This window comes from Kluyvera intermedia, from assembly GCF_021440345.1.
GTDB classification, from domain to species: domain Bacteria; phylum Pseudomonadota; class Gammaproteobacteria; order Enterobacterales; family Enterobacteriaceae; genus Kluyvera; species Kluyvera intermedia_A.
Genome location: NZ_JAKCNS010000017.1, coordinates 63263 through 82614 on the forward strand (window position 1 = coordinate 63263; position 19352 = coordinate 82614).

At 54.5% G+C, this 19352-nt stretch carries 19 protein-coding genes; 5 read left to right on the top strand and 14 right to left on the bottom strand.

The window, feature by feature from the left end; genetic code table 11:
* Positions 1-2: 2 nt before the first annotated feature.
* The 8 genes from rsxD to blr form a co-directional block, all read right to left on the bottom strand.
* Entirely contained in the window at positions 3-1055 is a 1053-nt protein-coding gene (gene rsxD / locus LZ634_RS05690) for an electron transport complex subunit RsxD (RefSeq protein WP_234502914.1), read from the bottom strand.
* Positions 1056-3203 (bottom strand): electron transport complex subunit RsxC, encoded by a 2148-nt coding sequence (gene rsxC / locus LZ634_RS05695; protein WP_234502916.1) that lies wholly within the window; start codon positions 3201-3203, stop codon positions 1056-1058. It abuts the gene before it with no gap.
* Positions 3196-3771 (bottom strand): electron transport complex subunit RsxB, encoded by a 576-nt coding sequence (gene rsxB / locus LZ634_RS05700; RefSeq protein ID WP_234502919.1) that lies wholly within the window; start codon positions 3769-3771, stop codon positions 3196-3198. Before rsxB ends, rsxC begins: the two co-directional genes overlap by 8 nt.
* Positions 3771-4352 (bottom strand): electron transport complex subunit RsxA, encoded by a 582-nt coding sequence (rsxA, locus tag LZ634_RS05705; protein WP_061279603.1) that lies wholly within the window; start codon positions 4350-4352, stop codon positions 3771-3773. Before rsxA ends, rsxB begins: the two co-directional genes overlap by 1 nt.
* 77 nt (positions 4353-4429) lie before the next feature.
* Positions 4430-4870 carry a DUF2569 domain-containing protein gene (locus LZ634_RS05710; protein WP_234502922.1) on the bottom strand — a complete coding sequence of 147 codons (441 nt, stop codon included), beginning with the start codon at positions 4868-4870 and terminating at the stop codon, positions 4430-4432.
* 82 nt (positions 4871-4952) lie between these two features.
* A complete protein-coding gene (ydgT, locus tag LZ634_RS05715) occupies positions 4953-5168 on the bottom strand; it encodes a transcription modulator YdgT (RefSeq protein ID WP_234502925.1) in 216 nt (71 codons plus the stop codon).
* A 286-nt stretch (positions 5169-5454) separates the two neighbouring features.
* Complete coding sequence (locus LZ634_RS05720; protein ID WP_234502926.1) at positions 5455-6825, bottom strand: GH1 family beta-glucosidase; 1371 nt, start codon at positions 6823-6825, stop codon at positions 5455-5457.
* Between the two features lie 117 nt (positions 6826-6942).
* Complete coding sequence (gene blr / locus LZ634_RS05725; protein ID WP_234502929.1) at positions 6943-7086, bottom strand: division septum protein Blr; 144 nt, start codon at positions 7084-7086, stop codon at positions 6943-6945.
* Positions 7087-7322: 236 nt separating this feature from the next.
* Between blr and LZ634_RS05730 the strand changes: the two genes are divergently transcribed.
* Complete coding sequence (locus tag LZ634_RS05730) at positions 7323-8363, top strand: oxidoreductase (RefSeq protein WP_234502932.1); 1041 nt, start codon at positions 7323-7325, stop codon at positions 8361-8363.
* 63 nt (positions 8364-8426) lie between these two features.
* Here the strand turns inward: LZ634_RS05730 and add are convergent, their stop codons facing one another.
* Positions 8427-9428: an adenosine deaminase gene (add, locus tag LZ634_RS05735; RefSeq protein ID WP_234502935.1), complete on the bottom strand. Its 1002-nt coding sequence runs from the start codon at positions 9426-9428 to the stop codon at positions 8427-8429.
* 344 nt (positions 9429-9772) lie between these two features.
* On the opposite strand from add, the gene LZ634_RS05740 reads away from it, so the two are divergent.
* Complete coding sequence (locus tag LZ634_RS05740; protein WP_234502938.1) at positions 9773-10780, top strand: zinc-dependent alcohol dehydrogenase family protein; 1008 nt, start codon at positions 9773-9775, stop codon at positions 10778-10780.
* Positions 10781-10821: 41 nt separating this feature from the next.
* On the opposite strand, the gene LZ634_RS05745 is transcribed toward LZ634_RS05740, so the two are convergent.
* Positions 10822-11289 carry a DUF1348 family protein gene (locus LZ634_RS05745; RefSeq protein WP_234502941.1) on the bottom strand — a complete coding sequence of 156 codons (468 nt, stop codon included), beginning with the start codon at positions 11287-11289 and terminating at the stop codon, positions 10822-10824.
* 101 nt (positions 11290-11390) lie between these two features.
* Here LZ634_RS05745 and LZ634_RS05750 point away from each other — a divergent pair, with 101 nt between their 5' ends.
* Together LZ634_RS05750 and LZ634_RS05755 are read left to right on the top strand one after the other, a co-directional pair.
* Positions 11391-11954 (top strand): TetR/AcrR family transcriptional regulator, encoded by a 564-nt coding sequence (locus LZ634_RS05750; protein WP_234502943.1) that lies wholly within the window; start codon positions 11391-11393, stop codon positions 11952-11954.
* 90 nt (positions 11955-12044) lie between these two features.
* On the top strand, positions 12045-12422 hold the full coding sequence (locus LZ634_RS05755; protein ID WP_234502988.1) for a VOC family protein: 378 nt from the start codon (positions 12045-12047) through the stop codon (positions 12420-12422).
* Between the two features lie 50 nt (positions 12423-12472).
* Here LZ634_RS05755 and LZ634_RS05760 read toward each other — a convergent pair whose 3' ends face one another.
* Entirely contained in the window at positions 12473-13645 is a 1173-nt protein-coding gene (locus tag LZ634_RS05760) for a MalY/PatB family protein (protein ID WP_234502946.1), read from the bottom strand.
* Positions 13646-13711: 66 nt separating this feature from the next.
* Positions 13712-15304: a maltose/glucose-specific PTS transporter subunit IIBC gene (malX, locus tag LZ634_RS05765; protein ID WP_234502948.1), complete on the bottom strand. Its 1593-nt coding sequence runs from the start codon at positions 15302-15304 to the stop codon at positions 13712-13714.
* Positions 15305-15480: 176 nt separating this feature from the next.
* Between malX and LZ634_RS05770 the strand changes: the two genes are divergently transcribed.
* The gene (locus LZ634_RS05770) at positions 15481-16509 is read left to right on the top strand and encodes a Mal regulon transcriptional regulator MalI (protein WP_234502951.1); all 1029 of its coding nucleotides are present in this window, start codon (positions 15481-15483) and stop codon (positions 16507-16509) included.
* Positions 16510-16549: 40 nt separating this feature from the next.
* Here the strand turns inward: LZ634_RS05770 and LZ634_RS05775 are convergent, their stop codons facing one another.
* On the bottom strand, positions 16550-18067 hold the full coding sequence (locus LZ634_RS05775) for a YdgA family protein (RefSeq protein WP_234502955.1): 1518 nt from the start codon (positions 18065-18067) through the stop codon (positions 16550-16552).
* Between the two features lie 98 nt (positions 18068-18165).
* Positions 18166-19344: a mannose-6-phosphate isomerase gene (manA, locus tag LZ634_RS05780; protein WP_234502959.1), complete on the bottom strand. Its 1179-nt coding sequence runs from the start codon at positions 19342-19344 to the stop codon at positions 18166-18168.
* Between the last annotated feature and the right edge of the window lie 8 nt (positions 19345-19352).

Consider the following 19352-nt stretch of genomic DNA (forward strand, 5'->3'; position numbering starts at 1 on the left):
CCTCAGCGGTGTCCGTAAGTGCGTGGGCGCGTGTAGTAATCAATCAGCGGCACGGTGATGTTGGCCAGTAGAACGGCAAAGGCCACGCCGTCTGGATAGCCGCCGAAGCTACGAATAAGCCACACTAAAAGCCCTGCCAGCGCGCCAAAAATAAGACGTCCACGGTTGGTGGTCGACGCGGTAACAGGATCGGTCAAAATAAAGAATGCGCCCAGCATCGTTGCGCCAGAAAGCAGATGCATCTGCGGTGACGCAACATTTTCTGGATGCAGCAGCCAGCCGAGAGTTGAACAGACTGCGAGACTGACCAGGAAGCTCACCGGAATATGCCAGCGAATGGCTTTTTGCCACAACAGGAACAGGCCGCCCACCAGATACGCAATATTGACCCATTGCCAGCCGATTCCCGCCAATGCGCCATGATAGATAGCGCCGTCGAGGATTTGCTCAACCGGCTGCCCGGCGTGACGCGAGGTTTTAAAGGTATCCAGCGGCGTGGCCTGGCTTATACCATCGATACCCATCTTCAGGGCGTTCATATCCTGACCCGCAACGGTGTGGCCGGTGAAAATCATCTGTACCGCATCGATAAAGCCCGGCGTCGAGGCGGCAATTTCATGCGGCGGCAGCCACGAGGTCATCTGTACCGGGAAGGAGATCAGCAGCACCACATAGCCAATCATTGCTGGGTTGAATGGATTTTGCCCCAAACCGCCATACAGTTGCTTGGCGATAATGACCGCGAACACGGTGCCGAGCACCACCATCCACCACGGGGCGAACGGTGGAATACTGATAGCTAGCAGCAGGCCCGTCAGCAATGCGGAATTATCCGCCAGCGTCTGGGCGACATTTTGTTTACGCAGACGTAGCACCAGCGATTCGGCGAGCCAGGCGGTAAAGATAGCCAGCATGAGCTGAATAACGGTTCCCCAGCCAAAGAACCAACTCTGCACCAGAATTCCGGGCAGGGCGGCTATGACCACCAGCATCATGATCCGCGATGTCTGGCGTTGGTTATGGGTATAAGGGGAACTTGCGATTTTGAAAACCATTTAATCCTCGTTAACGGCCTGAGCGGCTTTCCTGGCTTGAACACGGGCGATCGCTGCGGCGACGGCGGCTTTGCGAGAGTCGTCGTTAGCGGCAGATTCCGTAATATCTTGCTGCGCCGCTTTACGCGCTTTAGCGCGAGCAATAGCGGCTTCAACCGCAGCCTTGCGCGGGTCGATGGTTTCATCAGAAGCGGCAGGCGTTGCTTCCACTTCTGACTGCTGCGCCGCTTTACGCGCTTTAGCGCGAGCAATAGCGGCTTCAACCGCAGCTTTGCGTGGGTCGATGGTTTCATCGGAAGCGACAGGCGTTGGTTCCGCTTCCGGTTGCTGTGCCGCTTTACGTGCTTTAGCGCGAGCGATGGCGGCTTCAACCGCAGCCTTGCGCGGGTCGATGGTTTCATCAGAAACGTCAGGCGTTACTTCAGCTTCCGGTTGCTGCGCCGCTTTACGTGCTTTAGCGCGAGCGATGGCGGCCTCAACGGCAGCTTTGCGCGGATCGATTGCCTCATCGGCGGTTTGCTGTTTTTCCGCTTGTGCAGCGCGAGCCTGCGCTTTACGCGCTTCGCGTGCAGCGGCGACGGCGCTGTTATCAGGCAGAGAACCGGATTGGATAACAATCGGCTGGGTGGCCTGCTGTTGTTTTTCTTTCACCCGTGCCAAAGCGGCATGAATGGCATCCTGATCTTTAGCGGTCGGCTGTACCGCCGCCTTTTTGTGGCGCTCTTCACGGGCAATTTTTTCGCGCTCAAGACGCAGTTGACGGGCCTCAAAGCGGGCTTTTGCCTCTGCGGCACGTTGATCTTCAAGGCGAATTTCGTTTATCTCGGCCTTTTCCTGGCGGAAATACTGCACCAACGGAATGCTGCTTGGGCATACCCAGGCGCAGGCTCCGCATTCGATGCAGTCGGACAGATTATGCGCGGTCGCTTTGTCGTGCTGCTGGCCTTTACTGAACCAGTACAACTGTTGCGGCAGAAGATCGGCCGGGCAGGCATCCGCGCAGGCGCTACAGCGAATGCAGCCTTTTTCCTCTTCCGGTTCACCCATCTCCGCAGGCGATGGAGCCAGCAGACAGTTGGTGATTTTGACCACCGGAACGTCCAGCCAGGGCAGGGTAAAGCCCATCAGCGGGCCACCCATAATGACCATCTGCTCGCTGGATGGACAAAAACCCGCGTGTTTTAACAGATGCTGTACTGGCGTCCCCAGGCGCGCCCATACGTTACCCGGCTGACCAATGGATTCCCCGGTCAGCGTCACCACGCGCTCGGTGAGAGGCTCGCCGTCAATAATGGCGCGTTTAACCGCATAGGCAGTACCGACGTTTTGCATCAGGACGCCAATGTCCGACGAGCGCCCGCCGTGCGGAACCTGCTTGCCGGTCAGAATTTGTGTCAGCTGTTTTGCGCCGCCGGATGGATATTTGGTCGGGATAACCCGCAGGTGAATATTATGCTGGCCTGCCAGCACCGCACGCATCATAGAGATAGCCTGCGGTTTATTATCTTCAATGCCGATAAGCACCTGCTGTGGCTGCAGGATATGGGCGAGTATCTGAATACCGTCCAGGATTTGTGCTGCGCAATCTTGCATCAGCCGATCGTCGGCGGTGATATACGGTTCGCACTCAGCGGCGTTGATAATCAGGGTATCAATTCTATCGCCACCGCCACGCAGTTTTGTGCCTGTCGGGAAGCCTGCACCGCCTAAACCGGCAACGCCAAACTGGTGAATACGTTCGATAAGCTCTTCGCGGCTACGATTTTTGTAATCACTCCAGCCGTCGCGGGTCGTCCAGAAGTCTTCGCCATCGGCATCAATAATCACGCTCATTTCCGGCAGCGCGGAAGGGTGCGCGGTGGCATGCGGTTCAATCGCCACAACGGTCCCGGACGTTGGCGCATGGACCGGCAGCATTTTTCCCCAACCGCGTGTCAGCGGCTGACCGCGCAGCACGCGATCGCCTGGCTGAACGCTGAGTTCGCCTTCAGCGCCAATATGCTGTTTCAGAGGGATCACAAAACGCTGGGCGAGCGGGATCTGACGCAGCGGCGTGCCGTTAGACTGGGTTTTCATTTCCGGCGGGTGAATGCCGCCGTTGAAGTCCCAGACTTTGTCTTTTCTGAATGCGGAAAATAGCTTAAACATGGTGTTCCACAGGAATAATTCGGACCGGGATGGTGTGCAAATCCCATTTCCAACTGTCGGTGGTGGTCTCTACCGGGCGTAATTCAATGCACTGTGTCGGGCAGGGGGCCACGCACAGGTTACAGCCGGTACACAGTGAACTCACCACCGTATGCATGGCTCGCGTGGCGCCAACGATGGCATCTACCGGGCAGGCCTGAATGCATTTAGTGCAACCAATACAGTTGGCTTCATCAATGATAGCGAGCATACGTGCGGGTTCCGCCGCAGATTCATCAGCATCAATAGGCTGTGGATCAACGTTTAACAGCTCGGCAATCTTTAACATCACCGCTTCGCCGCCGGGGGCGCAGCAGTTAATCTTTTCACCGTTGCTGACCGCTTCGGCGTAGGGGCGGCAGCCAGGGTAGCCGCACTGACCGCATTGGCTCTGCGGCAGCAGCTCATCAATTTTTTCGACAACGGGGTCATCTTCAACCGCAAAACGGCGAGAAGCATAGCCAAGAATGACGCCAAAAATCAGCCCTAACAGGCTGATTGCGACGACAGCAATCCAGAAGGTCATCATTACAACTTCACCAACCCGCTAAAGCCCATAAAGGCTAACGACATTAAACCAGCGGTAATCAACGCGATGGCGTTGCCGCGAAACGGTGCGGGTACATCGGACACGACCAGACGCTCGCGAATAGAGGCAAACAACACCATGACCAGCGAGAAGCCGACGGCGGCGGAGAAACCGTACAACGCCGACTGCAGGAAGTTATGACCGAGGTTGATATTCAACAACGCCACGCCGAGTACGGCGCAGTTGGTGGTAATGAGCGGCAGAAAAATCCCGAGCAGGCGATACAGCGCCGGGCTGGTTTTACGCACCACCATTTCGGTGAACTGAACCACCACGGCGATGACCAGAATAAAGGCCAGCGTGCGCAGGTAGATTAAATCCAGCGGGATAAGGATCCAGGTATCGATAAGCCAGGCGCAGATAGACGCGAGCGTCATCACGAACGTCGTCGCAAGTCCCATCCCCATGGCGGTTTCCAGTTTTTTGGACACCCCCATAAACGGGCACAGGCCCAGGAATTTCACCAGGACGAAGTTGTTTACCAGCACAGTACCGATAAAGAGCAATAAATAGTCAGCCATCATTTGACCTGTAACAAAAAAAGCCACCTATTATCTGACAAAGCGTCGCCAGCGACAACAGGCTAAGTGTGGGGTTATTAGGTGCGTGTAAACGTGCGCTTGACCCGCGTAGAACGCTTGAAGTAAGGAACAATCACCGCGGCGGCCAGCAATGGAAGCAGAAGTTGGCGTACGGCCAGATCGTCGGCGATAGGTGAGAAGGCAAAGGCTTTCACCGCCAGAATGACGCCTACCATCAACCAAATAATATAGTGCTTTGGCACATTGCTACGTCGTCTAAAGAAGGCAACGGTCAGCCACATGGTGTAATACCACATGGCAATGAATGAGATGAACGACAGTGCGAGTAACGTGACGTTGGATGTACCCAGATCTTTTAACAGCGCTAGCGTTTGCGGCGAAAACAGAACATAGGTGAATTTAACCAGGGTTACGCTGATGCTTATTAACTGAACGATTAACCAGGCCAATGGGCCGAGCAGCCATCCGCCGATACGTTCTGCAGAAATATCTGACATTGTGTCTCCTGAAAATCAGCGCCAGTGGTGAGGTAAATTACAGGCCGTGGAGTATAAGCAACTGGCGCTGATGAGAAAACCCTTATTGCACGAAACGCCAAACGGATTTTGGCACCTGGCCTACATCGTACAAACGCCCACCGGAGACCAGTTCAGCTCGGCGGTGGTCTGCGGCGCGGTACATGTTGATCAATTCTTCGGTGTTGGTCAGCGAATAGTTCAGGTGGTCATAAAGCTTTTCAAGGGTGTCAAGCGAACTGACTTTGCGGAATTTTAATAAATAATCCAGGACGGTCATTTGTAGGTATCCATTTAAAATGTTAAAGCCACCGGGCATCGCTTTTCAACCGAGTGGATATCGGGAAAACGAGGTGGGTTTTTTCAGTATTTATAGCCAATGTGATTATTGGTATCCGATTGATCGAGCGTTTAGCCAACCAGGCTAAGTCTCAACGGGATATTATGGATTATTTGTTTTATACGAATGAATTTCAATAACAGAAAATGTGCTTATTGATTTCACCCCGAAATTCGCCGTTTTTTGGCAGTTAGGGCGCCGAATAGCGCCCTGATGAGAGTGGGGATCAACGATTTTCGCCGCGACTGGCAATAACATCCTGATACCAGAAGAAGCTTTTTTTACGCTGACGCGCCAGATTCTTTTTATGGTCGACATAAACAAAGCCGTACTGCTTTTTATAGCCGTTCAGCCAGCTCAGTAAATCGATAAACGACCACGGGTAATATCCCCGTACGTCAGCGCCCAGCGCAATGGCCTTTTCCAGCGCATCGATGTGCATCCGCAGGAAATCGATGCGTGGGTCATCAACGATTTCGCCATCAACAATCGGGTCGACCGCACCCAGGCCGTTTTCGGTGATATAGATAGGAATATCACCGTAACGCTCTTTGATCATCATGATGCCGTCGGTCAGACCCTGTGGCCAGATTTCCCAACCCCATTCGGTGTAGGTGCTTTGCGGATTACGTACAAAATAGAACAGGCCTTCAACGCCTTGTTCGCCGCTCACTTTTTCAACCGGCGGCTGCGCGGAAACCGTTTCGCGGCGATAGTAGTTAAGGCCGATAAAATCACAGCGGTTTTTGCGCAGCAGTTCGTCATCGCCAGGCGCAAAACGCGGTACGCCCCACAGAGCCTGCGACTGCGCTAACAGTTCGGCAGGATAATGGCCTTTCAGAACCGGATCGTAGAACCAATGGGTGTGAATCGCATCGGCGAGATCGCTGGCGGTCTTATCTTCCGGGCTGTTGGTAAGCGGACTGTGCGGCTGCAGCACGTTCACGAAACCAATTTCACCGTTAATGCCCATGCCGCGGAAGGCTTTGATTGCCAGCGCATGTGCAACAAAAACGTGGTGACAGGCCTGAATGGCGCGGGCTGGATTGCGTACCGACGGTGGGTGATTGCCGGTAATGTAGCCGTGACCAATAAATACGATGGTTTCGTTAAAGGTCGCCCATTTCTTTACCCGCGAACCGAAGCGGGCATAGCACAAACGCGCATACTCTTCGAAGGCTTCCGCTGTGGAACGGGCTTCCCAACCGCCTTCATCCTGCAACGCCTGCGGCAGATCCCAGTGATAAAGCGTAATCATCGGCTCAATATTATGCGCCAGCAGGTCATCAATCAGATCGCTATAGAACTGAATCCCGGCTTCATTGATTTCGCCACGGCCGTTCGGCAGCAGGCGAGGCCAGGAAATGGAGAAACGGTAGCTTTGCAGGCCCATTTCAGCCATCAGCTGAACATCTTCTTTTACGTGGTGGTAGTGATCGACGGCAACGTCGCCGTTGGTCCCCTGGTAGGTTGTGCCGGGCTGGTGAGAGAAAATATCCCAAATAGACGGGCCTTTGCCGTCTTCATTATATGCACCTTCGACCTGGTAAGCTGCGGTGGCAGCACCCCATAGAAAATTCGGGGGAAAAGCAGACATATCGCGCTCCTTATCTTTGTGATAGAGGAAGTGTAAAGAGCGCAATAAAGACGTGCAACCGGTTTCAGAAACCGGTTGCACAGATGAGATCCGAATCACTTTTTTAGCGTGATAACGTTACTTTTTTTGGAGTGATGCGGTGGTAGTAGGTTCCGGTGACTGATAATTATCGATGTGATGCGCGACAAACAACAGGAGAACGGAAAAACCCAAAATAACCCAACCAATCAGTTCAACAATACGATTCAGTGCGTAAGTCATGAAATTTAGCTAACAGTCCATTGATAAAATAGTGCAGGAGCAAGATCTTAGCGCGCTTTTTCCACAACGCAAGTTTTCAGCCGAAACGATTCGACAAGTGATGTTTATTTAATCAATATCGCAGCGGGTGGCCGATAATGTTATTAAACTGTTGTATGAAATTGAGAGATCAGGTCAAATAAGAAATCGATTACAAAATGTATTTAACCGCATAAAACGAAGAATGAGGCTGCAATATGAGTGACCAAATCCGCGTCGGGCTAGTGGGGTATGGTTTTGCCAGTAAGACGTTTCACGCGCCGCTCATCAGCGGTACTCCGGGTATGACGCTGGCGGTGGTCTCCAGCAGCGATGCCAGCAAGGTTCACGCTGATTGGCCAGCGGTAAAAGTGGTCTCCGACCCCAATGCGCTGTTTGTCGATCCCGACATCGACCTGATTGTTATTCCAACGCCGAACGATACCCATTTCCCGCTGGCGAAAGCGGCGCTGGAAGCGGGGAAAAATGTGGTGGTGGATAAACCCTTCACCGTGACACTGTCACAGGCGCGCGAGCTGGATACGCTGGCTAAACAGCAGGGTAAACTGCTGTCGGTATTCCATAACCGCCGCTGGGATAGCGATTTCCTGACGGTAAAAGCGCTAATTAATGAAGGCAAACTGGGCGAGGTTGCCTATTTTGAATCACACTTTGACCGTTATCGCCCGCAGGTTCGTGCCCGCTGGCGCGAGCTGCCGGGGTTGGGTAGCGGCATCTGGTATGACTTAGGTTCGCATCTGTTGGACCAGACGGTGAATCTGTTCGGTCTGCCGCAAAGTCTGAATGTCGATCTTGGGCAAATTCGGCCCGGCGCACAGGCCACCGATTACTTCCATGCTGTTCTCACCTATCCGCAGCGCCGCGTCGTGTTGCACGGTACGCTGTTGGCGGCGGCAGAAACCGCCCGTTATATCGTGCACGGCACCCAGGCAAGTTACGTCAAATATGGCCTCGACCCGCAGGAAGACCGGCTTAAGAGCGGCGAACGCTTGCCACAGGCGGACTGGGGTTATGATATGCGTGACGGTATTTTAACCACGGTTGACGGTGAAACCCGCGTTGAAGAAAACTGGCTGACGCTGCCAGGTAATTATCCCGCCTACTATGCAGGGATCCGCGATGCGCTAAACGGTATCGGCGAGAACCCGGTGCCAGCGGGCCAGGCGATTCAGATAATGGAACTGATTGAACTGGGGATTGAGTCGGCGAAGCATCGTGCGGCGCTAAACCTGGTGTGATAGCAGGGCAATAAAAAATCCCGGCCGGCTTATAGGCTGCCGGGATTTTTTTATCCGCGTACTTTATCCGCGCAGAACGCGGGCTTTCAGCGCTTGCTTCTCGGCGTCAGACAGGAAGGCCATTTCCAGACCATTGATCTGTGCCTGGCGAATCAGCTGAGGCGTTAAACCGGCCGCCGGGGCGGCAACATGGTATTCATGCTGAATATCAATGCCCTGTACTGCTGGGTCATCGGTATTGAGGCTCGCCAGCACGCCGTGTTCAAGGAAGGTTTTCAGCGGGTGCTGCGCCAGCGATGGCACGGTGCTGGTTTGAATATTAGAGGTCAGGCAGGATTCAATGCCAATACGTTTCTCTGCCAGATAATCCATTAATGCCGGGTCCTGTACAGCCTTCACGCCGTGGCCGATACGTTCGGCGCCAAGATCGCGAATCGCCTGCCAGATGCTCTCCGGGCCCGCTGCTTCACCGGCGTGAACGGTGATGCGCCAACCGGCGTCACGCGCACGGGAGAAGTGGTTCAGGAACAGATGCCCAGGGAAGCCCAGCTCATCACCGGCCAGATCCAGTGCGGTAATCCCGTCGCGGTGCGCCAGAAGTGCGTTAAGCTCTTCTTCACAGGCGGCTTCGCCGAAGGTCCGGCTCATGATACCGATAAGCCGCGCTTCGACGTTAAAGTCCTTGCAGCCTTCTTTGACGCCAGCGATGACTGCTTCCACCACGCCATCTACCGGCAACTGGTGGTTCATGGCCATATAACGTGGAGAGAAACGCAGTTCAACGTAGTGCAAACCGTTGCGGGCCGCGTCTTCAATATTTTCATAGGCCACACGACGACAGGCATCCAGAGAGGCAAGAACTTTAACCCCCCAGTCCAGTTTGCTGAGGAAACTCACTAAATCCGGTTCATTGCTGGTGACCTGCACATGCGGAATCAAGGTATCGAGCGAAGTGGCAGGGAGCGCGAGATTGTACTGGCGGCCGAGGTCAAGAATGGTTTGGGCACGAATGTTGCCGTCAAGATGGCGGTGGACGTCGGTTAAAGGCAGGTTAGTATCAATCATGGTTGCACTCATTTTTTAGTTAAAGTGCAAATCATTATAACATAGAGCCATTATCGAATAAAAGTATAGAAAAGGTACTGATATGCAGGGATTTGATTACAGAACAGGCATTTTTCAGCGATTTATTTTTTGAAAGCTATTTCCCTCTACGTTTATCGGCTCATCCACCAGAACATAGCCTTTCCGGTCGAGATAATTCAGCCGATTGTTATTGAATGAATAACAATGAAGTTCTTTTACCGCTATTTTTCCGCCGCTAACAACCCAGTAAATTGCCTGCAGATGAATTGGGTGCGCTTTCGACATCAATGAAAAAGCGTGCCGCTAACTGATGAGGTTTTACGATGTCTAAAGTGGTTACATTTAATCGTACCGGCGGGCCGGAAGTGCTGGAAATTGTTGATGTGCAGGTCTCTGCGCCTGCGGCAGGGGAAGTCCAAATCTGCGTACAGGCGTTGGGCATCAACCGTGCAGAAGTTATGTATCGCAGCGGCCAGTATGTCATTGAGCCTGAGTTTCCAGCGCGTTTGGGTTATGAGGCCGCAGGTGTGGTTGAAGCGGTTGGCGAAGGTGTAGAAGGCTTTGCCAAAGGGGATGCGGTTAGCGTGATCCCGTCGTTTATGTTTAATCAATACGGCATGTACGGTGAGCGGGTTAATGCGCCGGTACACGCGGTGGTTAAACATCCAGAAAATCTCTCGTTTGAACAAGCGGCTGCAAGCTGGATGATGTATGTCACGGCTTACGGAGCGCTGGTTGAGTTCGGGGATCTTCAAGCGGGCCAGAATGTGGTGATTCGCGCCGCCTCAAGCAGCGTCGGCCTGGCCGCGATTCAAATCGCGAATATGCTTGGCGCAAGGCCGATTGCCCTGACCCGGACCCATGAAAAACACGCCATGTTGATGCAGGCTGGTGCTGCTGCCGTAATCGCTACCGCCGAACAGGATATGGTGGCGGAAATCATGCGAGCGACCAATGGCGAAGGGGCGCATATTGTTTTTGACCCCGTTGGCGGTCCGGACGTGGCGAAACTGACGCAGGCGATGGCACCGCAGGGCATGTTCTTCCAATACGGTGCGCTCGATAGCCGCGATATGCTGGTTCCCGTATTCGATATCCTGGGTAAACATCTCACGCTGCGCGGCTATGAACTGTTCGAAATCACCACCGACGCCGAAAAGATGGCGCGGGCAAAATCCTTCGTCACGTCAGGTCTGCGTTCTGGCAAGCTAGCACCGGTAATTGATAAAACCTTCCCGCTGGAAGAGATTGCCGATGCTCATCGTTATATGGAAGCCAGCGGACAGGTAGGAAAAATTGTTGTCACCGTTGAACAACCTGTCTTCCGTTGATCTGTAGAGGCAGCATCCCCTTCACGGGATGCTTTACCTCGTCACAGCCCCAGTTCGCTCAAGCCCGGATGACCATCCGGGCGCCGTCCCTGCGGCCAGTGGAAAAGGCGCTCCGAAGGGCTAATCGGCAGATCGTTGATGCAGGCAAAACGGCGCTGCATTAGCCCGTCATCGGCAAATTCCCAGTTTTCGTTACCGTAAGAGCGAAACCAATTCCCGCTGTCGTCGTGCCATTCGTAGGCATAGCGAACCGCGATGCGATGGCCTTCAAATGCCCATAATTCCTTGATTAAGCGGTATTCATGTTCTTTTTGCCATTTACGTTGCAGAAATGCCTGCGCCTGGTCACGGCCATTCACAAATTCGGCGCGGTTACGCCACTGGGTATTCTGTGTATAGGCAAGGGCAACTTTTTCTGGGTTACGGCTATTCCAGCCATCTTCGGCCAGACGGACTTTTTCAATAGCGCTTTCACGGGTAAAAGGCGGCAACGGTGGGCGAATGATCATCAGACGTTCCTCATGCTTAATCCAGGTAGACAGGTCTGTCTACCTGGATTAAGCTAATCCGACAACCAGACGTTGTCAATGAGGAATAAAACAGGATGGAGATGATGGAAAAGGGGATGCATGCCGCCAGCGCACCTGAGAAAATCCTGCTATCAGCGCACGAGCTGTTTTATCTGAACGGTATCCGGGCCACGGGAATCGATAAAATTATTGCTCATGCCAGCGTGACCAAAGTGACCTTTTATCGTCATTTTCCCAGTAAAAATGCGCTGATTCTCGCCTATCTGGATTATCGTCATGTACGGTGGATGCAGTGGTTTAGCGGGCAGCTACAGCGGCACAGCGCAAACGGACTACCACCCGCGGATGCACTGGTAGCAACCCTGGATAGCTGGTGGCAACGCCCTGATTTTCGCGGCTGTGCGTTTCTGAATGCCACTGCTGAGATCGGTGAAGCTCTACCGGAGGTGGAACGCCTGACCCGTGAACACAAGGCTTCCGTGGCCGATGCGCTGATCGCCACGTGGCAACTGAAGGATCCGATGCTGGCATCCGTGCTGGTGGTGGCGCTGGACGGCGCGATTATGCATGCGCAAATGGGCATAAATCTGGCGACGGTCAGTGAACAGCTGCGCGTTCTGGTTAACGCGGCAGTCAATTGCTAACGAAAGGCGCATTCCGACAAATCAAAATCTAGCGCTGCGCTACAGTGTCTTCACATTTGATTTCACAGGAGTCGCGCTTTGTTAAGCCATATGCGTATTGCCAGACCCGTTACCGACCTTGAGAAAACCTGCCGGATGTACTGCCAGGGGCTGGGTTTGCAGAAAATTGCCGATTTCAGCGATCATCAGGGCTTTAGCGGTGTGATGGTGGGGAGCGAGCAGTTCAGCTGGCATCTTGAGTTTACCCTCTGTCACCATCATCCGGTTGCGCCATCGCCGACGGATGACGATCTGCTGGTGCTGTATTACCCCGATTCCACCGCATGGCGACAGGTCTGCGCTAACATGGAGGCCGCCGGGTTCTCAGCCGTTGCTTCCTTTAACCCTTACTGGGATATCAATGGGCGTACGTTCAGGGATAGCGACGGGTATCGCGTGGTGTTGCAGAACCAGACATGGCCGGTGTGAAATTTGGGGGGAAACGACGCAGCGCCGATGAGCGCTGCATCGTGGGCAGATTATTGCAGGGTACGAATGGCAGCAATCAGGCGTTTGACGCCGTCTTCCAGCTTCACGCGCGGGCATCCCGCGTTAAGACGAATAAAACCGTTGCCTTCTGCACCATAGGTGTAGCCCGGCATAATGGCGACTTTCTGTTGTTTAATCAGCACATCCTGTAACTGACGGTCGTCGATATTCAGTGGACGTAAATCGATCCACGCCAGATAAGTGGCCTGCGGACGCTGCCAGTTGAGCGCGGGAAACGCCGCGTTCAGCGTCTCTTCGATATAGCGCATGTTGTCCTGCAAATAGTCGCGCAGCGCATCCAGCCACGCTTCCCCGTGTTGATAGGCGGCAATGTGCGCCACCAGTGCAGGCACTGACGGTGAAGACAGGCCATCTCGTCCTTTGAGCGCATTAAGATAGGCATCGCGCGCGGTATCATCGGCAATCAGGCCGTAGGCACCGGTGAAGGCTGGGATATTGAAACTCTTAGATCCCGAAGTGAACAGCGCCCATGGCCCTTGCGCTACGTCGCACCAGGGAATGTGCGCGTGCCCGGACCAGGTCATATCCATATGAATTTCGTCGCTGATGACCCGCACGTTGTGTTTTGCACACAGCGCGGCCATGGTTTCCAGCTCTTCGCGAGTCCACACCTTGCCGGTCGGGTTTTGCGGGCTACACAGCAGCAGCACGCTGTTATGTGGCTGAGAAAGGGCGTCTTCGAGCTTTGCCATATCGCAAAACCACTGACCGTCCCGCTTATCCAGCGGCACGCCGACAATCTTGCGCTGGTTGCCTTCGATGGTTTTAAAGAACGCATCGTAAGCTGGCGTATGCACCACGATACCGTCGCCGGGCGCGGACCACTGGCGAATCATCTCGGCGACCATATAAATAACCGACGGCCCATAGACAATGCTGTTGGTGTCAATCGGCGTATGGAAACGATGGGCAAACCAGTGGGCGATAGCGGGTAAAAATTCATCGTTTTTCCAGCGGCTGTAGCCAAACACACCGTGGGAAAGACGTTTGCTCAGGGCGTCGAGAATGCAGGGCGCGGTGGCAAAATCCATATCTGAGATGGTAAATGGCAGCAGGTCGGCATCACCGAAACGGTCGGCAACGTAATCCCATTGCGTGCACCAGGTACCGTGTCGGTCAATTACCGTGGCGAAGTCAAACATGTGGGCATCCTAACGAAGAGAAGATGGGGGCTATTTTGCCCCTGTTTTTCACAGGGGCAAAGAGCTTCAGGCGCTAACGGTATTCATCAGTACCGACATTTCGTCTTTCACCGACTGAACCTGCGGGCCAATCACCACCTGCAGGTTATGCTGGTTGAGCTTCACTACGCCGATGGCGCGATTGGCTTTCAGCACCGCTTCATCGACTTTGCTCATGTCGTGGACCGACAGACGCAGACGGGTGATGCAGTTGTCGAGGGAGACGATATTTTCAGCGCCGCCGAGCGCGGCCAGGATAGCCGGTACGTTGTAGCCGGACTTACCGGTTACGCCGCTGGTGGCATGGTCGGCCGCCGGCGTGGTGTCGATATCACGGCCAGGCGTTTTGACGTTAAAGCGTACGATAGCAAAGCGGAAAATAGCGTAGTAGACCGCAAACCAGACGGCAGCGACGACCGGCACCAGATACCACTTGGTAGACAGACCGTGCAGAATACCGAACACCACGAAATCGATGATATTGCCGTCGGTGTTGCCGATGGTTACGCCGAGCACCGCCATCAGGGTGAAGCCCAGGCCGGTCAGCAGCGCGTGGATAACGTAGAGTACCGGTGCCACGAACAGGAACAAGAATTCCAATGGTTCAGTGGTGCCGCCGATCACGCAGGCAATCACGCCAGAAATCAGCAGGCCTTTAATTTTGTGACGGTTTTCCGGGCGAGCACAGTGGTACATCGCCAGCGCTGCACCTGGGAGGCCGCCAAGGAATGCTGGCATTTTACCCTGCGACAGGAAACGCGTGGCGCTTTCAGAGAAACCGTGGGTGGTTGGACAGCTGAGCTGTGCCTGGAAGATGGTCAACGCGCCGCTGACGCTATGCCCGCAGACGTCCATGGTGCCACCGGCTTCGGTAAAGCGAATCAATGCCACCAAAATGTGGTGCAGACCGAATGGCAGCAGCAGTCGCTCGCCGGTACCAAAGATCATCGGACCGAAATCGCCTGCGCTGTTGATAACATGCCCCAGCGCGTTGATGCCCATGGCGAAGATTGGCCACACCAGCGGGATAACCAGACCCACCAGGCCCAGCACCACGGTGGTGATAATCGGCACGAAACGGGTACCGCCGAAGAACGCCAGCGCGTCCGGCAGACGAATGGTATTGAAGCGCTCGTGCAGCAACCACACGATGATCCCGGCGATAACCGCGCCTAAGATCCCGGTGTCGATGGACTGAATACCGAGGATATTCTGGATGTTATTGGCTTTCAGGATCGCCGCGTCGGTAGTCGGCAGGATGCCTTTAGCGGTCAGCCAGAAGTTAACCGCGAGGTTCATTACCGCGTAACCGACGAAACCGGCGAAGGCGGCAACGCCTTTATTGTCACGTGCCAGACCCAGTGGAATAGCGATACAGAACATCACCGGCAGGAAGCTAAAAGCGAACGAGCCAACTTTGCTCATCCAGATGAACAGCGCTTGCAGGAACGGCATGTCCAGCCAAGGCAGCAGGGTGAGAACATCGTGGCTGCTTAATGAACTGCCGATCCCGAGCATGATCCCGCAAAACGAGAGCAGAGCAACCGGAAGCATAAACGTTTTACCCAACTGCTGGAAAAATTCCCAGAGGGTGAATTTTGGTGCGGTTCTCGCCGTCATGAAACGACTCCTTAGTCCTGAAAAACGGTTTCTGATAATCACGGGACAGGAAGATAAAACGTTTTATCATTTTTTAGTGAGAAACAAATCACAAAAGCAAGTGATAATACGGTTTATAAAGTACACCTATTGATAAAACGTTTTATCGAAAGAGCAAAAGGAGTCGTGCCGAAGACATGGCGATTGCAAAGAAAGTCACCATCAACGATGTCGCGCTGGCGGCTGGCGTGTCGGTCAGTACCGTCTCGCTGGTGCTGAGTGGCAAGGGCCGCATTTCATCGGCAACCGGGGAACGGGTCTATCAGGCTATCGATCAGCTGGGCTTTGTGCGTAATCGTCAGGCGGTATCGCTGCGCGGTGGGCAAACGGGCGTGATTGGTCTGATTGTCGGCGATCTCTCTTCGCCGTTTTATGCCGAGCTGACCGCTGGCCTGACCGCAGCGCTGGAGTCCGAGGGCAAGATGGTGTTCCTGACCCAGGGCGGTAAACGCGGCGAGCAGATGCTGCAACGCTTTGAGACGCTGGTGTCGCAAGGGGTTGATGGAGTGGTGATCGCCGGTTCGGTCGATAAGGCGGCAGAGCTGCGGGAGAAAGCAGCAGAAACCGGGACGCCGCTGGTTTTTGCCTCCCGCGCCAGCTATCTCGATGAAGTCGATATTATCCGCCCAGATAACATGCAGGCGGCACAATTGGTGACCGAGCATCTGATTCGCCGCGGCCATCAGCGTATTGCCTGGCTGGGAGGGAAAAGTTCGTCACTCACGCGCGCCGAGCGGGTGGGTGGCTACTGCTCCACGCTGATTAAGTACGGCCTGCCGTTCCATAGTGAATGGGTGCTGGAGTGCGAATCCAGCCAGAAGCTGGCGGCAGAGGCGATTGCCGGGCTGCTGCGCCATAATCCAACCATCACCGCTGTGCTGTGCTACAACAGCATAATTGCGATGGGGGCCTGGTTTGGCTTGATGCGCGCCGGTATTCAGAGCGGGGAAGACAGCGTCGAGAGTTACTATGAGCAGCGGGTCGCGCTGGCGGCGTTTGCCGACGTCGCGGAGAATGCGCTCGACGACTTGCCTTTGACCTGGGTGACAACGCCCGCGCGGGAGATGGGACAAAGCGTGGCGGAACGCATCCTACAGCGTATCGATAATGTGCAGGGCAGCGTGCGTAATTTGATCATGCCACCGCGTTTACTGGCGCGGAAATAAAAAAAAGCGCCTCGTGGAGGCGCTCTGCGTGTCGTACCGGTTACTGTGCCGGTGTTGGGGCCGCTGCCGGTTCGTCCGGCTCGGTCAGACCCGGCATACCGAACATGCCAACCAGATCTTCCAGCGACATTTTCTGCCCGTTCAGTGTGACCTGACCGTTGGCATATTGCAGGCTGCTGCTGATGGCGTTGTCCTGGGTAGTTGTCAGGCGGAACATCTGGCCCATTGCCGCCAGCCCCTGAACCTGCTGTTTCGCCAGTTTAGTGGCATCTTCCTGCTGATAACCTTCCAGACGCGCGACCTGAGTCATCAGTTCAGTTGCCATTTCCATTGGAATGGTCAGCTTCGCATCCAGCGATTTCACGCCGCGATCAACCTGTTGTGCCAGCGTTTGCGCTTCACCGGTGGCTTGGGCCGGGTCTTTCAGCGCCAGCGACAGGTTAAATGCGCTTTCGCCTTTGGCATTTTTCCAGCTTAGAGGTGACAGTGTCACTACCGGATCGCCTTTCATCAGCAGCGGAAGAGCGCTGAACAGAGCGTCAACGGCTTTTTGCTGATACAGCTCTGGGTTTTGCGCCAGATCGGGCTGCGCCAGCAGAGCCTGGGTTTGCGCCTGATACTGTTGGCTAAACTGGTGCATTGCGGCACCGTCAATGCCATCGACTTTAAACGTCAGCTGGCCGCTACCAAAGTCCTGATTCTGCAGTTTCAGGCTGCTGATCGAGTAGTCGAGCTGGCTGTTGATTTTTTTCTTATCGGCGGTCAGATCGGACTTGCCGGCAATGCGCATACCGTTAATTTCAGCCAGATCTTTGCCTTCTACCGCAATTGCCAGACGCTCCAGACTCAGCGTCTGGTCGCCCACGCGCTCGTCAAAAGCGGTGAGGCTGCTGGAACCGTCGGTTTTCAGGTTATTGAAAGTGAACTGCACTTTCTGATCGTATTCGTTAACCGCATTCACCTGGCCGCTTTTCGCTTCGCCGGTCAATGAGACCAGGCTGCCCTGGTTATCGGCTGACAGCGTAAATTCGCCGCCGCTAAAGGTGACTTTGTCGGAGTCTTTTTCGTAATCCAGCGGCTTAAGAGAGATAGCGGAATTTGTATCGCCGTTGTAGCTGATGCGGGTATTGATATCGAACGGCGACTGGCCTTTCGCGATATCAAACAGCGGTTTGGTGACGTCGTTGTTCACCAGCACCGTGTTGACGGAAGCCATGGCTGGCGCAAGGTTGAAGCTTTTCAACGATGCCAGCGGGAAAGGACCGTGGCTGACGGTTTCATCCAGCAGAATGCTTTGACCCGGTTTTAACCAGGATTTTTCGGCACCCGCCAGCGGTTTTACCACCATTTTCAACTGGCTGCTGAATACGCCGCGCTGATAATCCTGATATCCCACCACCAGTCCTGCTTCTGGTGCGGTCAGCTTAAGTTGGGTATTGGCCTGAGATACCATTTCCGCAATGTGAGTTTCCAGCTGTTTGCCCGTGTACCAGGCTCCACCCGTCCAGACAACCTCTAAAGCAACAATGATACCTGCGGCAACCAGCGTTTTTTTCATCGTATATGTCCATCAAAATGAAACCAGGCGGGAGAGCCGCCTGGTTGAGTCATAAGGCTACGCAAAAGAGTAGCAAGCCTGCCCTGAAACTTCAGTAATTACTTCAACTTATTATAAACGCGCGCTAAACGACCGTTGCCGCTGGCCTGTACAGGCGATTCGTTCGCCGCCACAAAGGCCGACTCGCCCGGTTTTAACGTCAGCGTCTGGTCATTTTTACGGATAATTGATTCGCCTTCGAGGCAGAAAACAATCGCGGCGCCATCCTGCGCCAGTTCTGTTGCATCAGCGCTGAGGCCGTGCAGCGAGAAGGCAAAATCGTCAACCGGAATAGGGAACTCCAGCGTGGTACCGATTTTTTGCGGCTGCGTTAACAGGGTATTCGCCGGTTTCGCGGTGAATTGCACGTTGGCGACCAGTTCCGGAATATCAATGTACTTTGGTGTTAACCCGGCGCGCAGCACGTTATCCGAGTTGGCCATCACTTCCAGACCGGTACCGCGCAGATAGGCGTGCGGGGTTTCGGCGAACAGGAACATGGCGTCGCCGGGATTGAGCTGCACCACGTTGAGCAGCAGCGGGGAAAACAGGCCGCTGTCATCGGGATAAAACTCGGCGATAAGACGGATGCCATCCCAGGCCGGGCCGGTTTGCGTTTCGAGAGCGGCGCGCAGGACGCGCAGGGCGTGGGCTTTTTCGTCACCCTGCATATTGAGCAGGCCGGCGAACAGGGCGCTCAGACGCTCACTGGTCGGTTCGGCGATAAATTGCCCGATAGCCGGGTTGGCATCGGCAACCGGGGCCAGCAGCGCGGCGATTTCACTAAATTCACGGAAGGCGTTCATTGCCAGGAACGGGGTCAGGGCGAAAACCAGCTCTGGCTTGTGGTTGGGATCTTTATAGTTGCGCTCGGCCGCGTCTAGCGGGATACCGGCGGCGTTTTCTTTAGCAAAACCGACTTCTGCTGCCTTTTTACTTGGATGCACCTGAATAGATAGCGGTTGTGCGGCGCAAAGCACTTTGAACAAATACGGCAGTTCACCAAAACGCTCGGCGACTTTGGCCCCCAGCAGTGCGGTTTTATCGGCGTCAATCACGTCGCGCAGCGACTGCTCCTTGCCTTGACCGTCCAGTACTCGTGAGCTGCTCTTAGGATGCGCGCCCATCCACAGTTCTGCCATTGGCAGACCGTCGGGATTAGCCATTCCGTAGAGTTCCGTTAACGCACTTTTGCTGCCCCAGCCATAGTTTTGCACTGAGTTGATGAGTTTTTGCATTATCAAGC

What these genes read in the sequence shown, in the direction of transcription:
- rsxB (WP_234502919.1), bottom strand. Translation starts at nt 3,771, where the DNA reads ATGATGACCTTCTGGATTGCTGTCGTCGCAATCAGCCTGTTAGGGCTG.
- rsxA (WP_061279603.1), bottom strand. Translation starts at nt 4,352, where the DNA reads ATGGCTGACTATTTATTGCTCTTTATCGGTACTGTGCTGGTAAACAAC.
- manA (WP_234502959.1), bottom strand. Translation starts at nt 19,344, where the DNA reads ATGCAAAAACTCATCAACTCAGTGCAAAACTATGGCTGGGGCAGCAAA.
- blr (WP_234502929.1), bottom strand. Translation starts at nt 7,086, where the DNA reads ATGACTTACGCACTGAATCGTATTGTTGAACTGATTGGTTGGGTTATT.
- LZ634_RS05775 (WP_234502955.1), bottom strand. Translation starts at nt 18,067, where the DNA reads ATGAAAAAAACGCTGGTTGCCGCAGGTATCATTGTTGCTTTAGAGGTT.
- rsxC (WP_234502916.1), bottom strand. Translation starts at nt 3,203, where the DNA reads ATGTTTAAGCTATTTTCCGCATTCAGAAAAGACAAAGTCTGGGACTTC.
- LZ634_RS05730 (WP_234502932.1), top strand. Translation starts at nt 7,323, where the DNA reads ATGAGTGACCAAATCCGCGTCGGGCTAGTGGGGTATGGTTTTGCCAGT.
- ydgT (WP_234502925.1), bottom strand. Translation starts at nt 5,168, where the DNA reads ATGACCGTCCTGGATTATTTATTAAAATTCCGCAAAGTCAGTTCGCTT.
- LZ634_RS05760 (WP_234502946.1), bottom strand. Translation starts at nt 13,645, where the DNA reads ATGTTTGACTTCGCCACGGTAATTGACCGACACGGTACCTGGTGCACG.
- LZ634_RS05755 (WP_234502988.1), top strand. Translation starts at nt 12,045, where the DNA reads ATGCGTATTGCCAGACCCGTTACCGACCTTGAGAAAACCTGCCGGATG.
- LZ634_RS05710 (WP_234502922.1), bottom strand. Translation starts at nt 4,870, where the DNA reads ATGTCAGATATTTCTGCAGAACGTATCGGCGGATGGCTGCTCGGCCCA.
- LZ634_RS05720 (WP_234502926.1), bottom strand. Translation starts at nt 6,825, where the DNA reads ATGTCTGCTTTTCCCCCGAATTTTCTATGGGGTGCTGCCACCGCAGCT.
- LZ634_RS05750 (WP_234502943.1), top strand. Translation starts at nt 11,391, where the DNA reads ATGATGGAAAAGGGGATGCATGCCGCCAGCGCACCTGAGAAAATCCTG.
- LZ634_RS05745 (WP_234502941.1), bottom strand. Translation starts at nt 11,289, where the DNA reads ATGATCATTCGCCCACCGTTGCCGCCTTTTACCCGTGAAAGCGCTATT.
- LZ634_RS05770 (WP_234502951.1), top strand. Translation starts at nt 15,481, where the DNA reads ATGGCGATTGCAAAGAAAGTCACCATCAACGATGTCGCGCTGGCGGCT.
- malX (WP_234502948.1), bottom strand. Translation starts at nt 15,304, where the DNA reads ATGACGGCGAGAACCGCACCAAAATTCACCCTCTGGGAATTTTTCCAG.
- add (WP_234502935.1), bottom strand. Translation starts at nt 9,428, where the DNA reads ATGATTGATACTAACCTGCCTTTAACCGACGTCCACCGCCATCTTGAC.
- LZ634_RS05740 (WP_234502938.1), top strand. Translation starts at nt 9,773, where the DNA reads ATGTCTAAAGTGGTTACATTTAATCGTACCGGCGGGCCGGAAGTGCTG.
- rsxD (WP_234502914.1), bottom strand. Translation starts at nt 1,055, where the DNA reads ATGGTTTTCAAAATCGCAAGTTCCCCTTATACCCATAACCAACGCCAG.